General features: G+C 53.5%; 14 protein-coding genes and 3 pseudogenes. 13 read left to right on the top strand and 4 right to left on the bottom strand.

The features are described 5' to 3' along the window. Positions 1–16: 16 nt before the first annotated feature. Positions 17–1,083, bottom strand: a pseudogene (locus ACXAEW_RS05280) (IS3 family transposase); the annotation flags it as partial. Between the two features lie 84 nt (positions 1,084–1,167). On the opposite strand from ACXAEW_RS05280, the pseudogene ACXAEW_RS05275 reads away from it, so the two are divergent. Continuing rightward, a pseudogene (locus ACXAEW_RS05275) lies at positions 1,168–1,602 on the top strand (transposase); the annotation flags it as partial. Here ACXAEW_RS05275 and ACXAEW_RS05270 read toward each other — a convergent pair. Next, a pseudogene (locus ACXAEW_RS05270) lies at positions 1,590–1,757 on the bottom strand (transposase); the annotation flags it as partial. The pseudogenes ACXAEW_RS05275 and ACXAEW_RS05270 overlap by 13 nt on opposite strands. A 69-nt stretch (positions 1,758–1,826) precedes the next feature. Here ACXAEW_RS05270 and ACXAEW_RS05265 point away from each other — a divergent pair. From ACXAEW_RS05265 to ACXAEW_RS05250, 4 genes are all read left to right on the top strand, one after another. After that, entirely contained in the window at positions 1,827–2,654 is an 828-nt protein-coding gene (locus ACXAEW_RS05265) for an ATP-dependent endonuclease (protein WP_474940328.1), read from the top strand. Positions 2,655–2,708: 54 nt separating this feature from the next. Then, a complete protein-coding gene (locus tag ACXAEW_RS05260) occupies positions 2,709–3,104 on the top strand; it encodes a P-loop NTPase family protein (RefSeq protein WP_474940327.1) in 396 nt (131 codons plus the stop codon). A 216-nt stretch (positions 3,105–3,320) separates the two neighbouring features. Beyond that, a complete protein-coding gene (locus tag ACXAEW_RS05255) occupies positions 3,321–3,917 on the top strand; it encodes a DUF6088 family protein (RefSeq protein ID WP_474940326.1) in 597 nt (198 codons plus the stop codon). Next, positions 3,914–4,276, top strand: coding sequence for a nucleotidyl transferase AbiEii/AbiGii toxin family protein (locus tag ACXAEW_RS05250; RefSeq protein ID WP_474940325.1), 363 nt, complete (start codon positions 3,914–3,916; stop codon positions 4,274–4,276). The genes ACXAEW_RS05255 and ACXAEW_RS05250 overlap by 4 nt, the downstream gene beginning before the upstream one ends. A gap of 331 nt (positions 4,277–4,607) precedes the next feature. On the opposite strand, the gene ACXAEW_RS05245 is transcribed toward ACXAEW_RS05250, so the two are convergent. Further along, on the bottom strand, positions 4,608–5,162 hold the full coding sequence (locus ACXAEW_RS05245; protein WP_474940324.1) for a metallophosphoesterase: 555 nt from the start codon (positions 5,160–5,162) through the stop codon (positions 4,608–4,610). Between the two features lie 327 nt (positions 5,163–5,489). Between ACXAEW_RS05245 and ACXAEW_RS05240 the strand changes: the two genes are divergently transcribed. The 7 genes from ACXAEW_RS05240 to ACXAEW_RS05210 all read left to right on the top strand — a co-directional run bounded on the left by ACXAEW_RS05240 (position 5,490) and on the right by ACXAEW_RS05210 (position 14,924). Continuing rightward, positions 5,490–5,723, top strand: a complete 234-nt coding sequence (locus tag ACXAEW_RS05240; protein WP_474940323.1) for a helix-turn-helix domain-containing protein — start codon at positions 5,490–5,492, stop codon at positions 5,721–5,723. Positions 5,724–5,977: 254 nt separating this feature from the next. Continuing rightward, positions 5,978–7,834: a TniQ family protein gene (locus ACXAEW_RS05235; protein ID WP_474940322.1), complete on the top strand. Its 1,857-nt coding sequence runs from the start codon at positions 5,978–5,980 to the stop codon at positions 7,832–7,834. Further along, entirely contained in the window at positions 7,831–8,595 is a 765-nt protein-coding gene (locus ACXAEW_RS05230) for a hypothetical protein (RefSeq protein WP_474940321.1), read from the top strand. Before ACXAEW_RS05235 ends, ACXAEW_RS05230 begins: the two co-directional genes overlap by 4 nt. Continuing rightward, positions 8,588–10,774, top strand: a complete 2,187-nt coding sequence (locus ACXAEW_RS05225) for a hypothetical protein (RefSeq protein ID WP_474940320.1) — start codon at positions 8,588–8,590, stop codon at positions 10,772–10,774. Before ACXAEW_RS05230 ends, ACXAEW_RS05225 begins: the two co-directional genes overlap by 8 nt. Continuing rightward, positions 10,771–11,751 (top strand): ATP-binding protein, encoded by a 981-nt coding sequence (locus tag ACXAEW_RS05220; protein ID WP_474940319.1) that lies wholly within the window; start codon positions 10,771–10,773, stop codon positions 11,749–11,751. The genes ACXAEW_RS05225 and ACXAEW_RS05220 overlap by 4 nt, the downstream gene beginning before the upstream one ends. Before the next feature lie 450 nt (positions 11,752–12,201). Beyond that, on the top strand, positions 12,202–13,587 hold the full coding sequence (locus ACXAEW_RS05215) for an IS1182 family transposase (protein ID WP_474940318.1): 1,386 nt from the start codon (positions 12,202–12,204) through the stop codon (positions 13,585–13,587). 222 nt (positions 13,588–13,809) lie between these two features. Further along, a protein-coding gene (locus tag ACXAEW_RS05210) for an IS3 family transposase (protein ID WP_474940317.1) occupies positions 13,810–14,924 on the top strand; the annotation gives its coding sequence in 2 pieces (ribosomal slippage) (positions 13,810–14,059 and positions 14,059–14,924; 1,116 coding nt in all). Between the two features lie 27 nt (positions 14,925–14,951). Here the strand turns inward: ACXAEW_RS05210 and ACXAEW_RS05205 are convergent. After that, entirely contained in the window at positions 14,952–15,629 is a 678-nt protein-coding gene (locus ACXAEW_RS05205) for a hypothetical protein (RefSeq protein WP_474940316.1), read from the bottom strand. A 78-nt stretch (positions 15,630–15,707) separates the two neighbouring features. On the opposite strand from ACXAEW_RS05205, the gene ACXAEW_RS05200 reads away from it, so the two are divergent. Beyond that, a protein-coding gene (locus ACXAEW_RS05200; RefSeq protein ID WP_474940315.1) for an IS3 family transposase occupies positions 15,708–16,885 on the top strand; the annotation gives its coding sequence in 2 pieces (ribosomal slippage) (positions 15,708–15,954 and positions 15,954–16,885; 1,179 coding nt in all). Positions 16,886–16,900 lie beyond the last annotated feature (15 nt).

The raw sequence follows: 16,900 nt of genomic DNA, 5'->3' as shown, positions 1-16,900 counted from the left end.
CGAAGGGCCTCGCGGCAGCGAACTCCTCCGGCGTTTTGTATTTCAGGCTGCTGTGTGGACGTTCCGCGTTGTAGTCGATCCTCCAGTCATCGATGATTTCCTGGGCCTCTGCGAGGCTAGTGAACCAGTGCTGGTTCAGGCATTCCTCTCGGAACCGGCCATTGAAGCTTTCGATGTAGGCATTCTGGGTCGGCTTGCCGGGATCAATGAAATACAGCTGGACGCCCTTGTCATCAGCCCATGCATCAAGCGCCCGACCGCGCAGTTCCGGGCCATTATCGACAACCAGGATGTCCGGGTAACCGCGTTCGCGGGCGACGCGTTCCAGCATCTCCACAACCCGTTCGCCCGGCAATGAGAAATCCACCTCGATGGCGGGGCACTCACGGGTGCAATCGTCTTTGAGATTGGCGGTGCGGAACTTACGCCCGTTGGCCAGTGCGTCTTGCGTGAAGTCTAGCGACCAACGCTGGTTGGCGGCGATCGGGCACCAACTTCCTTCCCGCGCTTGCTTTGGGATCTTCTTGCGCTTTGTCCGCCGCAGCCACAGACGCTCTTCGCGGTAGATCCGCTCGACGACCTTGACGTTCACCTTGAAGCCCTCGCGGACCAGCTTTGCATGCAACATGCGATATCCATACCTTCTGTGTTTGCCTGACAGAGTGATCAGGCGCTCCCGCAACCGCGCGTGGCGGTCTGGTCTTGCCTGATAGGCCAGGCTCGGCCGTGAAATCCCGACCAGCCTGCACGCCCGCCGCTGCGTGAACCGGTGGTCTTCCACCAGTGTCTTCACGGCGTCGCGGCGGTGCACAGGCGTTAGGAGTTTCTTGCCAGCAAGCTCTTGAGACCGGCATTGTCCAGCATGCTGTCCGCCAGTAAACGCTTCAGCTCGGCGTTCTCCGCTTCAAGATCCTTCAGGCGGCGCAGCTCTGAAACCTGCATACCGCCGTACCGGCTCTTCCACTTGTACAATGTCGCATCCGACATGCCATGCTTACGGCACACTTCCGAGACCTTCGCCCCCGCTGCATACTCCTGCAATATCCTGAAAATCTGCTCTTCCGTGAAACGTGATTTACGCATCCTTTGTTCTCCTCGTTGCTTCGAACGTTACGAGAACAAACTCTCCTTTAGAAGGGTCCAGCTTTTGGGGGGCAGGTCAGCGCCTCGACCAAGGTGCTGAAGGGACAAGACGGGGAGATGCCGTTGGCGGTGCCCCGCGACCGTGACAGCAGCTTCGAGCCCGAGCTGGTGAAGAAGGGCCAGACCCGGATCGACGGGATGGACGACAAGATCATCGGGCTCTACGCCGCCGGGCTGACGGTGCGGGATATCCAGGCCCATCTGCTCGACCTCTATGGTCTGAAGGTCTCGCCCGACCTGATCAGCCGCGTCACCGACGCCGTCCTGGACGAGGTCCGGGACTGGCAGAGCCGGGCGCTGGAGCGGATGTATCCGATCGTGATCTTCGACGCCCTACGGGTGAAGATCCGCGATGCCGACAGCCGGACGGTGAAGAACAAGGCCGTCTATGTCGCCCTCGGCGTCAGTCGCGATGGTCTGCGCGAGGTTCTGGTCCTTTGGATCGCCGAGAACGAGGGCGACAGGCCCTCAATGGCCTGCCGTTTCCACGTGCTGACCTGGTTCGGGTGCAGCTGATGCTTCGCGGCAATCTCTTGCACGGTCTTGTCGCCCCGCAGCGCTTCCAACGCCACCTTGGCCTTAAACCGATCTGTAAAGTTCCGGCGCTTTGCCATTCTCGTATCCCTAAAAAGGTTGGGGATACACCTTAGCTGACTGTCCGGTTTTCTGGGACCACTTCAAATATGACTGGGCTCTTTGGTGCGGACAATGAAACCCATCGCTTCGTGACGCGGTATCTGCTGAGCACACATTTTGATCTATTCTTTGCGGATGCCATCATCGTGATCGAGGGAGCCGCAGAGCGGATCCTGCTGCCACATCTGATCCAGCATCACTACCCTGACCTTGCAGTGGCTTATCTATCCTTCCTACAGCTGGGGGGCAGCCACGCACACCGCATGCGGCACTTGATCGAGGCGCTGGAGCTGCCGACGCTGATCATCACCGATCTCGATGCCGCGACGAAGGTCAAAATCGAGGTTAAGAAAGGCGAAAGGAACGCCTGGAAATCAGCCCGGCCGCGCTCGGGGGCCGCTCAGGAAACCACGAACCACGCTCTGAAATCTTGGCTCCCAAAGATGGCAGAGGTGGACAAGTTGATGGCTACGCCGCCAAACACACTCTGCCACACCGATACCACCCAGACCATCGCAGTCTCCTATCAGATCCCGCAAGAGGTGACACAGGGCACGCAGACCCAAGCCATCACGCCCAGCACGTTTGAGGATGCACTTACACTTACCAACCCGAAAGCAGTGGAGGACGCCGCGAAAGCGGATCTGGCCTGCGGCATGACGCGTGATTTTGGCAAATACATCGCTACCGCGGCAACGCCTGAGGACCTCGCAGAGGATCTCTTTAATCGGTTGGCTAAAAATACGGATAAGGCCGCCTTCGCACTGGACCTCCTATACATCGAGGACATCAAAGCGCTTCAGGCACCGCCCTATATCGACAAAGGCCTGACTTGGCTCGCGGGCAAGCTGAATGGCGGAGAGGCTGCGAAATGACGGACGTGACCGACGCTACCCGCGACGCAAGCGCTTGAGGCGCCGTTTTCCCAAGTGGCGCGTTACCTCGCCTATGTCGAAGACCGCAGCCCATATGGCACCCACCAAGGGGTCAAAGGGCTCGAATTTCCACGGGTCATGGTGATCACTGATGACGCCCACACGCGCTTCAAGGGCCTTGCCTCCTACGAGACGCTGTTTGACGTAAAGCGCCTGTCCCCAGCCTCTCAGAAAAAGGCGGATCAGGGCGAAGAAAACACGATCGAGCGCACCCGCCGTTTGCTATACGTTACCTGCACGCGGGCTGAAGAAAGCCTCGCGCTTGTACTCTATTCCGAGGCCCCCGACGCGGTCCGCAGGTTTCTGATCTCCAACAAATGGATGGGCGAGGACGAGGTCGTGATGGCTGCGGCCGACGGGACCTTTCAGGAAGCTGCACAGCAACGCTGAACATTCAGTAGTGACCGTTCTGGGCCGCTTGTGTCGCCCAGCCGTGTAAACCCTGTTGGTCATGATTTCCGATCGTCGTAAAGCGCCTCTTTATGCCCGAGTACTATGGGTGAGCTGCTTAATGTTGTGGTCTTTTCCTAACTAGCGTGAGCCGCGCAAGCCTCAGCTTGAAAACTGTCAGAAACTAAGCTATATATCTGACACGAGGAGGTGAACATGCAAACCACATCTCAAGCGATCAAGGCCTATGCTGAAGCGCTGCCGGAGGGTGCGACCCTGTCGGCGCGGGAGTTGTTGCACCTCGGAGAGCGTGCTGCGGTCGATCAGGCGCTGTCTCGGTTGGTGCGGCGTGGGGAGCTTCTGCGTTTGAGGAGAGGATTGTTCGCGCAGCCTGTGAAAACCCGCTTCGGGAGCCGGGCGCCCTCAGTTGAGGCCGTGGTTGAGCACATTGCGAAATCAACCGGTGAGCGCGTGTCGCAAAGCGGAGCGTCGGCAGCGAACCTGCTCGGGATGTCGACGCAGAATCCTTCCCGTCAAGTTTATTGGACCTCCGGGCCGAGCCGTCAGCTGAAACTCGGAGCGCAAAGCGTCGAGCTTAAGCATGTGCCGAGCTGGCAGCTTCGTGCGCCCAACAGTCGCGCCGGTCACGCCTTTCGGGCGCTTGCCTATTTCGGCAAGTCCGAAGCTGCTCATGCTTTGAGGCGCATCAAAGCGACGTTGAACGAAGAGGAGAAGCGCGAGCTTCTGAGCTTCCGAGCCTCTGCGCCTACTTGGATGGCCAAGGAACTTAGCGCGCTTGCGTCATTGCAATGACCGAAAGCCAAACCTATTTTTCGCTGTCGCGTGAAGACAAGATCGACGCGCTGGAAGTGGCCGCCTCGAAATTGGGGCGGCCTGCAGACCTGTTGGAAAAGGATATCTGGGTCGTCTGGGTGCTTGACGCCTTGTTCGACAGTGCTCTCGGCGAACACCTGGTGTTCAAGGGCGGAACCTCGCTGTCCAAGGTCTACAAGGCGATTGACCGGTTCTCAGAAGATGTCGATCTGACATATGACATCAGGCAGATCATTCCCGATCTGATCAAGGATCCCGACGATCCATATCCGCCAAGCCGCTCGCAAGCTCAGAAATGGACCGTATCCGAAGAAATTCAAGATGACTACACGCCCTAAACTCGCCATTCGACCAATCGTTTTCAGTCGAAGCGGCCATTCACGGCGAAACATCGAACGCTCACTTTGTCCGCACTGTTCCCGTTCGATGGTTTTGAGGGTTGCACCTGCAGCGAAGGGCGGCTTTTCCAAGTGCGCGTGCGGCATCGGATCTACATCATGGCGTCAGATATCCCGACTTTGCAAAGTCCGAAATCTGCGCTTCGCTGACATTCGAACGAGGCGCAGCATTGGTCGCTATGGGGCTCTTTCGGCATCTTTGCCGCACTGGTTCCGAATGGCCGGTTTCTAGCCAAAAACGTTGTTGGCTTCGGCGTGCACAACGCATTTCTCAGTCAAAATGGTTCCCATGCTCCACATCCGCCCAGTGCTTGTTCACTGGCAGTGAACGCGCTCGGCGAAGGATGTCGTCAGTTTGGACAGGGCAGAAGTCCCATTGATCAACGCCAACGTTGACGCTGTTGCGCGAGCCCTGCCATTGGTCATGGACGTGGCCAAATAGCTGAACCGCACCTTTTCGGGCTCTGTTCCACGTGATCATAGGATAGTGGCAAAGCACTAACCGCTGATCCCCATCTTTGATTTCCCTTAGATCAGCAATGCTTTCCCAAGGCAAAGCTACGACTGCCTCATCATCGTGGTTGCCGATGACAAGATGCTTACGCCCCGGGATCTGATGAAACCAGTTTTCAAACTTCTCCGGGCTTGTCGATTGACCAAAGGCAAAATCCCCCAACACCCAGAGGTCATCATCGAAGCCCACACGGCTTTGTATATTTTGGATAATCCTCGCGTTCATTGCTTCGATGTCTGCGAACGGTCGGTTGCAGAATTCAATAATTCTGGTGTGACCGAGATGGAGGTCAGCCGTATACCAGTTGGCCATTCAGTTTTCCCCTTTTTTGTCGGCTGCCGTATTGAGCAAGTTTCGAAAAGTTTTTATCGCAGATGAAAGACACTATATATAGACACAGATCACCGGGTGGCTAGTTGTTCCCCGACTTCGTTTCGATGAGGCCTGATAGGTAAATTCGAACCCGGAGAAAGTAAATTGAAACCCAACATTCGAGCTCAACGAAGGTAAATTTAAACCCAAATATTTTAATGGGTTACAGGATGCACTTTCTTCTTGACGGACTGGGGATAACCTGTGTTACCGATTCTTAACTTAACATAGAAGATCGCACTTTTTCTCTGAAAAGGGCATCAGTTAATGACACCAGATATTGTGTTGCATAAGCAGTTGAAAGCGGCTCTTAGAGCGCGCGGCGTCAGTTTTACCTACATAGCGAAGGAGCTTGGTAGAACGACAGCGCTGGTGTCGCTCACTTGCATGGGACGGACAAAGAGCCATCCCGTTCAGAGCAAAATTGCCGAACACCTAGGTCTTAAGCCAGAGGAAATCTGGCCGGATCGTTACCCAGAACAGGAGGACGGCATGCCTTAAACAGAAAAGGCTCAGAGTTCCCGCTCCGAGCCAATTCCATATGAGATCAAGTGATCCCTTAGCTAGTCATTTGATCTCTTGTTTCACCTCAAAAGTCAAGTCTCCGCCGGGCAAATTTGACCGGCGGCCCGATGCGGCTACGAAAAAGAGTAAAGTGACGATGTTGTTGATCACATTGAAAACTACGCCCCGCGCATATGGTACATACCGTCCTGGAGCTCCCTGCTATCTAAGTCAGATTGAGGGGGCGCAAAATGCATAAGCTGCCTGTTATCTTAACCCTTCGGCCTCGCGAAACGTTAATTTCGTTCGTTTCAAACCTTGCAGCGGCCAACGGGACACCGACGGTTCTCGAATTTTGCAACGATCTGAAATTGCGATGGACAAAAGCCTACCGTGGCAATCGCGACGAGCTAGAAAAACTGTCGGTTCTTTCTACCGTACCCCTGAACGAGCTTGCTGAGGTTTCATTGGTAGGGCTCGGTGATCGCCGTTACGAGATTGCGGGGGAGACCGTCATGGCGAAGACGCTCCGGATGCACGAAACCAGGGTTTGCCCTCAGTGCATTGCAGAGGATCTCGAAGGCGGTGCTCCCTTTGGTCGGATTGAATGGCAAGTCGCCGCATATCGTACTTGCCATAAACACTGTGTTCCGATGTTCAGGCTACCAAAGGCGGTCAGACCAAGATGTGACTTTGACTTCTGCAGGCGCGTGGAAGATCACAAAGAGGCAATCCTGGAGCAGTCAGGATGTTCACCACAGCACACTGCAACTACCAAATTTGAAAGCTACCTGCATCGTCGCCTGTCAGGAGTTCGAGAAAACACCTGGTGTGACGAACAAGAACTGGGCCTGCTTGTCGAAGCATCCGAAAAGCTTGGTGCGGTCTTGACCTTTGGAAGCGCAGTGCGGCCATCGACATTTTCAGAAGAACAAGAGGCTACCGCATTCACATTCGGCTTTGAGGCATTCTTGGATGGCCCGATTGGTTTGAATGCCGCTTTTAGGAAAATTCGGGATGCATCCACAACGATGGTGCCGGGTTTCTATACGGATTTCGGCGCGTTTGCCAGATGGCTTGGGCGCGTAGATTTGGACAACCCCAAGTTTTCAGGGCTTGTTGAGCTCGTGACCGACTTTGCCTTCAGAACCTATCCCTTTGAACAAGGGGAGCGGTTTCTGAATTCCGTATGCCCCGAGAGAAAGATCCATAATACTTCTACACTCGCCAAAGCATATGGCACCAGCACGGCCCGGGCTGCGAGGCTGGCCAAAAACCTCGGCTTGGGTGATTGGAAAGGCAATCAGCAATCTCTCTTCGACGCAAAGGAAGTAGACCCGCACTTTACGGCGTTCTCGAAATGCATGAACGGCCCGCAGTTATCGCAGTCGGTTGGAATCGCAAAGAGTTTTGTGCGCCGCTTCTCTGATGCTGGCTTTGTACGACCTCGTTATAATTTGGATGGGATGGATCCAGTCTTTCATCCCGACGATATCGAAGATTTTCTGAAACACCTTCAGAGCACCGCGCGCCAAGTCTCTGAGGTGCCCATCGGAACCTATCGGCTTGCTGAAGCCAGTTCGCGCGCCAAGTGCTACCTCGAAGACGTGATAAAGCTGAGTTTAGAGGGCAAACTCAAATCACTCTGCTACACGGTCGAAACTCCAAATTTGCGCGATTTCTATGTGGATCGCGAAGAGGTGCTGGATCACCTTCAGTCGGATGCTCCGAGCGGCCATACAAAGGTTCAGATACAGAAATTCCTGCGTATCAATACACCAACGATTTGTCTTGTCGTTGATCGTGGCCTCCTGACGTGTAAGCGCATCAGGCACCATCGTTCTCGCAAACCGATGTCTTTGATCCGAACATCGGATCTAATGAGTTTCTTGGGTCAGTATGCCACACTTGGTATGATGGCGAACCATTATGGAACCCAAGCCATACATGTAGCCAGGAAACTGGAGGCGAAAAATGTGTTTCCGATGTCATTTGGTTCTCCAAGGTACAGCAAAATATACCTTCGGAAGAAGGTGGAAAGCTCCGGCTTGGCTGAACTTTACCTGAACGACTGGACGCCTTCTCAAATCGAGGAGGCGTTGTCATGAATTCTCATTTCGAAGATTTAGACCACGACACATGGCAATATGCGCTGCCGAAGATCCGTTCTGCTGGAAAGATACAGTTCGGCGATATACACGGTGTGCTTCCCTATACAGGCGTAAGAAACCCAATTACCACCAGCAGCGTTTCGCAAAAGGTTTCGTTTACCTACCGATCAGCCGCCAATAACTGGCAACCCAAGATAGGGGCTGCCGAAAGCATGGCTGAGGCTGCGGTGGCCATGGAGGCGCTGGTATCTCCCCACGTTCACGATGTGGAATTTCAGCCGACTACATTCCCCTATTTGCATCCTAATGGTCAGACCAAGCTTCACACAATTGACCTTAGGATCACTTACAATACGGGAGAACGATGTTTCGTCTTTGTTCGGAACAGTACCAGTTTGAACAAGCGGTATATTCAGGATGAGATCGACGCCATTTGCAACGGAGTACCTGAATCAGAGGCCCATAGCTTCGCTGTAATCGATGGAGACGCGTATTCACGCCCGCGACGAGACAATCTTCGTCGAATGCATCATCTGGTCCACTTTCAGCCCGACGCACGTTCAGACGAGGTTGTAGAAGCAGCATTTGAGACGCTGCGTGAAGTCTGGCACCTTTCAGATCTGTTTGGGCGTTTGCCATTGTCTGGTGCCCAAATAACCCAGTCGGTTTTGCGCCTGATAGCGACGGGCAAACTAGATGCCGACTGTGATGCCGTCATTTGCGAACACTCTCATATCTGGAGTGCCTCCGATGATTAAACCAAAATACATCGTCCCGGCCGGAAAAGAGATCATCAGTGCCGGTCAAACCATCCGCCTTCGGCAAGCAGAAAATAACTGTTTTGAAGCTGTCAATTGCCTGAATGGAGAGGTCGAATTCCTCTCCTATCAAGAGGCAATCGCATTCTTGCATCAGCCCAATATAAGCATGCCATTTCATGGGTTTCCAGAATCTGAAGCAACCGCACGAATCCGTTCAGGCCAATTCCCGCATCCAGATCAATTAAAGCCAGAAGGAATGGATAACGTGGACTTCCAAACAGCCCTTTGCGTTGCCATCGGCGCTTTGGAATCTACGGGGGTTAAAATCAGTGAGCCTTCATTGAACAGGTCGGGAAATCGAAAATTTATCCAAAAGGTAGCCAGCACTATCTTCAAGAAGGGCCCGATTGCTATCAACGAGGTGCGCGGGGGAAAGAGAAAGAGTGTTTTTCTGATCCCCAAAGGTCGCACTCTGCTCAAGTACTACACCCTCTATTGCAGTTCCGGCCGCAACCCGATGGCACTTGCTGAACAAAATTGCTTGAAGGGGAACCGCACACCAAGGCTTCCACTTCGTACTGAACAGTTGATTTCCCAAGCTATCGATGAGGTCGGCCTGGACACAAAAGACCCCTCCGTAGCTCAAGTGTTGTGGCGCCTTGAGCAATTGGTGGATGAAGACAATGGCCTCCGACAATCCCGTGGTCAATCAGCTTTGGTGATGGTCTGCCACAAGACCGTTTCGAGACGGATCAAGGCGATTAGCGCTACGGCGCGCGCCATAGCTCGGAAGGGCGAAAAATTTGTTGCCAACAACCGAAGTCGCGGCGCGACAGACACGCGTGCTTTGCTCATCGGTGAACTTGTTGATATCGACGAGTGCAAGATATCGTTGATCGCCTCCGTCAAGGAGTGTGGCCTTTGGGAGCGACTTTCCAAAGATGATCGAGCAACGGTCGAAGAAATCGATCATATCATCCAGACAAGACTTTGGCTGGTCTTGGTGTTCGATATCGCCACCAGAATGCCCCTGGGATGGGTATTGACTGATACACCATCGGCTGAAGCAACCCTGCAAGCCCTGAGAATGGCAACGCGCGACAAAACCCGTGAAAAAACCATCTATGGCTGTGACCGCGATCCGATGCCTGCTGTCGGAATTTGTCAAATACGCTCTGACAACGGCACTGGACTTCGCAATTCGACAGTAAAGACTGCTCTGCTGGGGATGAATGTACAGTCAGTCGATCTACGCGCCTACCATGGGATCGATAAATCACATCAGGAACGAGTGTTTGGGTCATTGGAATCGGTGCTGTTTCAGATGATCCACGGGTATACTGGTCGAAAGGCAAATGCCTTGCCCGGATACGATCCCATCAAGAATGGCGTACTGGATCAAGAAGAAATTTATGGTTTGATCACGCGCTACTTGGTGGATGAATATCCATTTCAACGCCACTATGGCACGGGTATGATGGGTGCTCGTCCCGTCAAAGTAGCCAATCGCATCAACAACGAGACCGGTGGTGGTGTGATACATGCTATCCCTGATCACAACCGACGTATCGCTTTGGGTTGGAAAAAGAAGGCAACCGTTACCGACGAAGGTGTGAAGGTCTTTGGTCTTCCTTACACATCTGGCGAGCTCCAGGCTATTCGAGATAAAATAAAGAAAAAGGTCACCGTTTTTTCGGACCCTGACCTTGTGGATCATGTCACCATTCTCGTGGAAGGTCACAAAGACCCGATCTTGGGACGACTCAGTTGGACAGCAATGAAAGGCCTCACGATTCCTGAGTTTTTGGCGTATGCCGCTCAGCTTCGTGCGGAGACACCAGAAGAAACGATAGACTTCGATTCCCAACGAATTCGAGCCGGTAGAAAGCGCTTCGAACAAATGAGGAAAACCGGTATCGAGCACAAGCTTGCGCGAAGCTATATGACCCAAGCAGAAGCGGAAGCAAAAGCCAAGATTGTTGCCACCGGCGTACATGGTCCACGGATACCCACGCCTAACACCCTGAAGCCTGGCAGGATTGGAAAGCCGCCTGCCGGAGAAGGTGTGCGCAAAGTTGGCAAGGGGCTTCAGCCTCCCATCGAAAACGGCGAAAGATCCTCTTCGAATGATCCCCAGATACTTGGGCGCCCTGATACAAAGGGTAAACTGTCATGAGTTTCGTTAAGCATAACCGTGTCGATTTACAGCAAAACCTGTACTCAGCTCACTACACCTTTCCACGTTCACACGACTTACGTGATGCGTTTGAATGGATGATTACGGACTACTATTCTAAAGCGGCGTTGGGAGGCCCATTTGAAGCGCGTGGTATATTGCTTACTGGGCCAAGCAGGATCGGAAAAACCACTGAAATTCGAAAGATTTTGTCAGAGGTAAATGACGGATCGACGCTTATGCCAGATGGCAGACCAGCCCGTTTTGTTTCCGTTACACTAGGTGGCAAAATCACGTGGAAAGATTTGGGCATCCATACGCTCAGAACCGGTCTGAAGTACCCCATGGAGCATCGAAGGGCTCTAAGCCAACGAGACTACTGGGATCGGGTGCAGTATCAGGCACAGGCGCAGGGTGTCGTTGGTATTCACTATGACGAATGCCAGCACATTTTCTCAAACAAAGGCCAAGAATCCCGAGCCATGATCTTGGACAGTTTCAAATCCCTTCTGAAACAACCGGATTGGCCTTTCATGCTGGTGCTCTCCGGCATCGGACAACTCGCAGATCGGATTCAGCAGGAAGAGCAACTTGCCCACCTTCTGCGACCGATCTCGTTCCGGGAGATTCACATCCATCACCAAGACTGCCTGGATGAACTGAACAGCCTTTGTCATGCCTATGCTGAACGAGCTGGTTGTGATTTCTCGGAAATTGGGACCATCGATTTCTACCGAAGACTCTGTCTCGCCTGCGGGAACAGCTGGGGATTGGTGGTCGAGCTGCTAATCGCTACCTTAATCCGAGTGGATGACGAGCAGGCAAAGAAAATCTCGACACAACATTTTTGTAGCGCGTTCACCGAGCGTTTGAATCTCGCTCCAGGGTTCTCGCCATTTTCGGTGAACGACTACGAAGAGATGTTTCTAGCCCAAAAGATGTTTGAGCTTTGGAACAAGACGCAACCACCTGAGTAGATTTTCAATCTGAGCAGTGAGAAAGCCCACATCTATTGTGGGCTTTTTTCTTTTTTGGATCGGTGATTTTTCGCATGCTTTTGTGTCAAGTTCGCATGCTTTTGGTCTCAACGAAATTCGAGGCTAGTTTATCGTTTGGATACAATTTGTTGCGGATGATGTTTCTCGGTAGCTTGGAAAGCTCGCACTCTTATGGTCCACTGACATATGTTGTTGTAAAGTGACAAATTAATTGTCCATTTGTGACAGGATTCTGTCCATTTGCGACAGATCTTTTGTCCATTGGTTCAGGATATTCCTTTGTTATCTAAGCTGCCCAATGGGTGAAGTGCCTTTACGGTCATCACGTTTTTCGAGTTGTGTTAAGTGGGCTAATTCTGTTGAAAAACTCCTGCTTGATCGAGGCGTAATTGGCTGATTCAATTCTCTCTACGAGCGGGAGGATTAGCGATGATGGGACCGAAGCAGGAAGCGCAAGCAGCATTGTTCTACGAGTTCTCTCTGGAAAATCATGTCCCACAAGACCACTTGTTACGGTCGATTGATCGATTTGTGGATTTGAGCAGTATTCGCGCCCACCTTGCCGATTTCTATAGCCATACTGGTCGCCCATCGATTGATCCGGAGTTGATGATCCGGATGCTGCTGGTTGGCTACATTATGGGCATCCGGTCTGAGCGCAGGCTTTGTGACGAGGTGCATCTGAACTTGGCGTATCGTTGGTTTTGTCGCCTCGATTTGTCTGATCCGATTCCTAACCATTCGACGTTTTCCAAGAACCGACACGGACGTTTCCGTGAAAGCGCGTTGCTGCGGCATCTGTTTGAGAAAACTGTCGCACGGTGCATCGAAGACGGTTTGGTCAGCGGACAACGTCTTGCAGCGGACGCAAGCCTAATTGAAGCCGACGCCAACAAGCAGAACTCCACACCGAAGGAAGACTGGGATCGCAGGGCCATCGATCCAAACAATGCGCCGCGTGCAGTAAAAGAATACCTCGACGTCTTGGACAACGCAGCATTTGGTGCTGCGTCCACCGTGGAACCCAAATTTACGTCCCATTCCGATCCATCCAGTCAGTGGACAGCGGCTCGTAAAGGGCCAGCGTTTTTTAGCTATTCTACCAATTACCTGATCGATACCGATCACAGCGTCATCGTTGACGTCGAAGGGACTAGGTCGATTCGTCAGGCCGAAGTTGGGTCAGTGCGAACCATGTTGGATCGGATCAAAGACCGGCACAATTTGGACCCCGACTGGCTCATCGCGGACAGCGCCTATGGATCTGGGCCGATGCTGGGTTGGCTGGTTGATCGCGATATCGAGCCTCATATTCCTGTGTTGGATAAATCCGGTAGGACTGATGGCACCTGGTCCCGCGCAGATTTTGAATGGGACCCTGAAAACAACCAATACATCTGCCCCGAAGGTGAACCGCTCAAGCAATTCCGCCGTAATTATTCCGATCCGAACCGTGGCCCAAGCGGCAAAGGCGTCGCAAAATATCAAGCGCTGAAGCACACCTGCCAAGCCTGCCCATCAAAAATGAAGTGCTGCCCAAAAGCCGATGCGCGCAAGATCACTCGCGAAGAACATGAAGATGCCCGTCAGGTCGCCCGTGACATAGCTAAGACCAAACAATACAAAGTCTCGATGCGGCTGCGAAAGAAGGTCGAAATGCTCTTCGCACATCTCAAACGCATCCTTGGCTTGGGACGGCTCCAATTGCGGGGACCTTGCGGCGCAAATGACGAATTCCTCCTCGCTGCCACCGCCCAGAACCTCCGCAAATTAGCAAAGATCTTTCCTGCACCGCAGCAACCGCAAAAAGCCTGAAAAGAAAGGCGCTCGCACTCTGTTTGAGGCAACATTTTCTGCGACAGAAAAACGTTGTTTTTCAACAGAATTCGGCGGAAACCGGACTTTCGCCGCATAAGCACAAGTCATATTCTCTGTTATGAGAAGCGGACATCTGTGCTTGTGTTATGGGCGAGTGACCTGCTCCCCTGAAATGTCCGGTGTTTTTGGTTAGCCTGTTCTCGAAAAAGGAGACAGATGATGAAGAGAAGCCGTTTCAGTGAAGAACAGATCATTGGTATATTGAAGGAGCATCAGGCCGGTGCGACGGCGGCCGATCTGTGCCGCAAGCATGGCGTCAGCGATGCTACCTTTTACAAATGGCGATCCAAGTATGGCGGGATGGAAGTGTCGGACGCGAAGAAGCTGAAGGCGCTTGAGGCGGAGAATGCAAAGTTGAAGACGCTCTTGGCCGAGCAGATGATGGATGTCTCAACGCTCAAGGAAATGCTGGGAAAAAACTTTTGAGGCCCGGATCGCGACGCAATGCTGCGGCCTGGGCCATGAAAGAGAAGCGATATAGTCAGAAACGGGCCTGCGCTTTGGCCGGGATTGATCCACGCGTCTACCGGCGTGTGTCGAAGCAGCCAGCCGATACTAATCTGCGCGGTCGGCTGAAGGAGCTGTCGTATGAACGGCGACGCTTTGGCTATCGACGGCTGCACATCTTGCTCAAACGTGAAGGCTGGCATGTGAACTGGAAGAAGTTATACCGGATCTACCGCGAAGAAGGGTTAACCGTTCGCAAACGGGGCGGTCGCAAACGCGCACTGGGCACCAGAACACCGATGGCGATCCCACAGGGGCCGAACCAACGATGGTCTCTGGACTTTGTGTCCGACAGCCTGTCCTGCGGTCGCCGCTTCCGCATCCTGAATGTGATCGACGACTTCAGTCGCGAATGTTTGGCTGCTGTGGTCGACGCATCGCTCTCCGGCGACCGCGTGGCCAGGGAACTGGATCGGATTGCCGAGATGCGTGGATATCCCTGTATGGTGGTCAGCGACAATGGGACCGAACTGACTTCGAATGCGATCCTGAAGGGGCAAGAAGACCGCAAGGTTGACTGGCACTACATCGCGCCCGGCAAGCCAACGCAAAACGGGTTTGTCGAAAGCTTCAACGGCAGGATGCGCGACGAATGTCTGAATGAGCACTTGTTCGATAGCCTACGCCATGCGCGCAACCTAATCGAGATGTGGCGCGCCGACTTCAACCATCACCGCCCACACACAAGCCTCGCTGGCATGACGCCAGCCGAATATGCTAAACGGTCAAACGAAGACCAAAACCTGAACAGAGCTAACCTAAATTAGCGGACTCAAAGGGAAGCAGGTCACGAGCTACTTGGTGGATTTTCTCATTGTGATTAGTCCCGCAGCATTCAATCCAAGACCCCACGACCGGTTTTGCCAATACTGGCCCTGCATTTCAGTCGCATCATCGTTTACTGTGAGTATTGCGGACCCGTAAAACTTGGGCTGGCCTGTTACCGCAAGAGGCTGCGAGTTGTCTTGTTTATTGGCCTGTTCGTAAACCCATGCGACTGATTTGCTCCCGTTTTCTGACGAGAAAAATTCCACTGAAACTGTTTCGGAACTGAGCAATGGCGTTTTTTCGTTTGGTAGGAAGGTCACGTCGGTCCGAAACCACGTCTGTTTGATTTTCACATCAAAGCTAGCATCAAGGAGATTGGGCCGTTCGTCTTTGAAAGGGTCAAATGTAACTTCGTTACTGGCCGCAGCGGTTTTCAGGCGTTCCACAATCGGCCAATTGGACTGGATCGTCACAGCCCACTGGCCGTTCAGGTCAGGAAAGTAGCGACTTGCGAACCAAGGTCCCGCCAAAGGTAACTTCCAAAGAAGACGCCAGCCTGGCGCGATGATGAATAGCGCGATGCTTCCCCAGATGACTACCGCGACAACTCTTGAAGTCAAAAGGTTGGCAACCGGCGATCCCAGGACAGGCACGTTCGCGGCAAGCCAGGTCTCAATCCAGCCAACCGCGAGCGGTGAAGCCAAAGCTAGATAGACCGTGACCCAGCCCCCTGAATTCCGGCCACTGAGGTGTTAGTAATCCGTCCAAGCAAAGGATGGACTATGAAACGCAGATTTTCAGACGAACAGATCATTGGGATGATCAAAGAATACGAAGCCGGTGTGAAAGCCCAAGAGCTGTGCCGGAAGTACGGCATCAGCGATGCAACGTTTTACAAATACAAAGCCAGATTTGGCGGCATGAACGTGTCCGATGCGAAGAAACTGAGAGCGCTGGAAGACGAGAACAATCGTCTGAAGCGGATGTTGGCAGATACGATGCTGGACAATGCGGCCTTGAAAGACCTCGCGACAAAAAACTACTGACGCCTGATGTGAAGCGCAGGGCCGTGTCGGACGTGATGGATCGGCACGGCCTGTCTGAGCGTCGGGCGTGCGAATTGGCGGGCCTGCATCGGTCTGTTTTTCAATATGAGAAGCAGGATCAGGGCGATGACGCCCTGCGCAAACGACTGCGTGAACTGGCGAACGAGCGCCGTCGGTTCGGATATCGCCGTTTGGGCATCCTGTTGGCCAGAGAGGGTTTTGAGGTGAACCACAAGAAACTGTTCCGGCTCTACCGCGAGGAAGGGCTGGCCGTGCGGCGCAGGCGTTCTCGTAAGCGGGCTCTGGGCACGCGCAGGCCGATCCTGGTGCCTGAACGGGCAAACCAGCGCTGGTCGTTGGACTTCGTGTCAGATGCCTTCGCAGACGGCCAACGGTTCCGCGTGCTGTGCATCGTGGATGACTGCACCCGAGAAGCACTGGCTACGGTCGTGGATCGCTCGCTGTCGGGTTCACGCATGACCCGAGAACTGGATGAACTGATCCGCCGACGCGGTCAGCCCGACATGATCGTCAGCGACAACGGAACGGAAATGACATCTCATGCTGTGCTGCGATGGTGCCAGGACACTGGCGTTGGTTGGCACTACATCGCGCCAGGAAAGCCCATGCAGAATGCGTTTGTCGAAAGCTTCAATGGCCGCCTGCGCGACGAATGCCTGAACGAACATATCTTCGGCAATCTCGCCGAAGCCAGAAAGATAATTGAAACCTGGAGGATCGACTACAACACTGAACGACCACACACTTCACTTGGCGGGCTGGCTCCAGCCGTTTGCGCCAGTCTCAACCGTGCCACCCGGCCTGCCTCGCTTGAGCTCCGCAAGGGCTCCGCTCAGCAGGCCTTGACCGCAACCCAATCAACAGAAAGAAACAAGAACGGGTTCTACACCTGAACGGACCGGATCAGG

Source organism: Epibacterium sp. ABZ3_068, from assembly GCF_056159265.1.
Note: the sequence above shows the minus strand (reverse complement) of the source record. Positions and strands in the feature narration are given on the sequence as shown.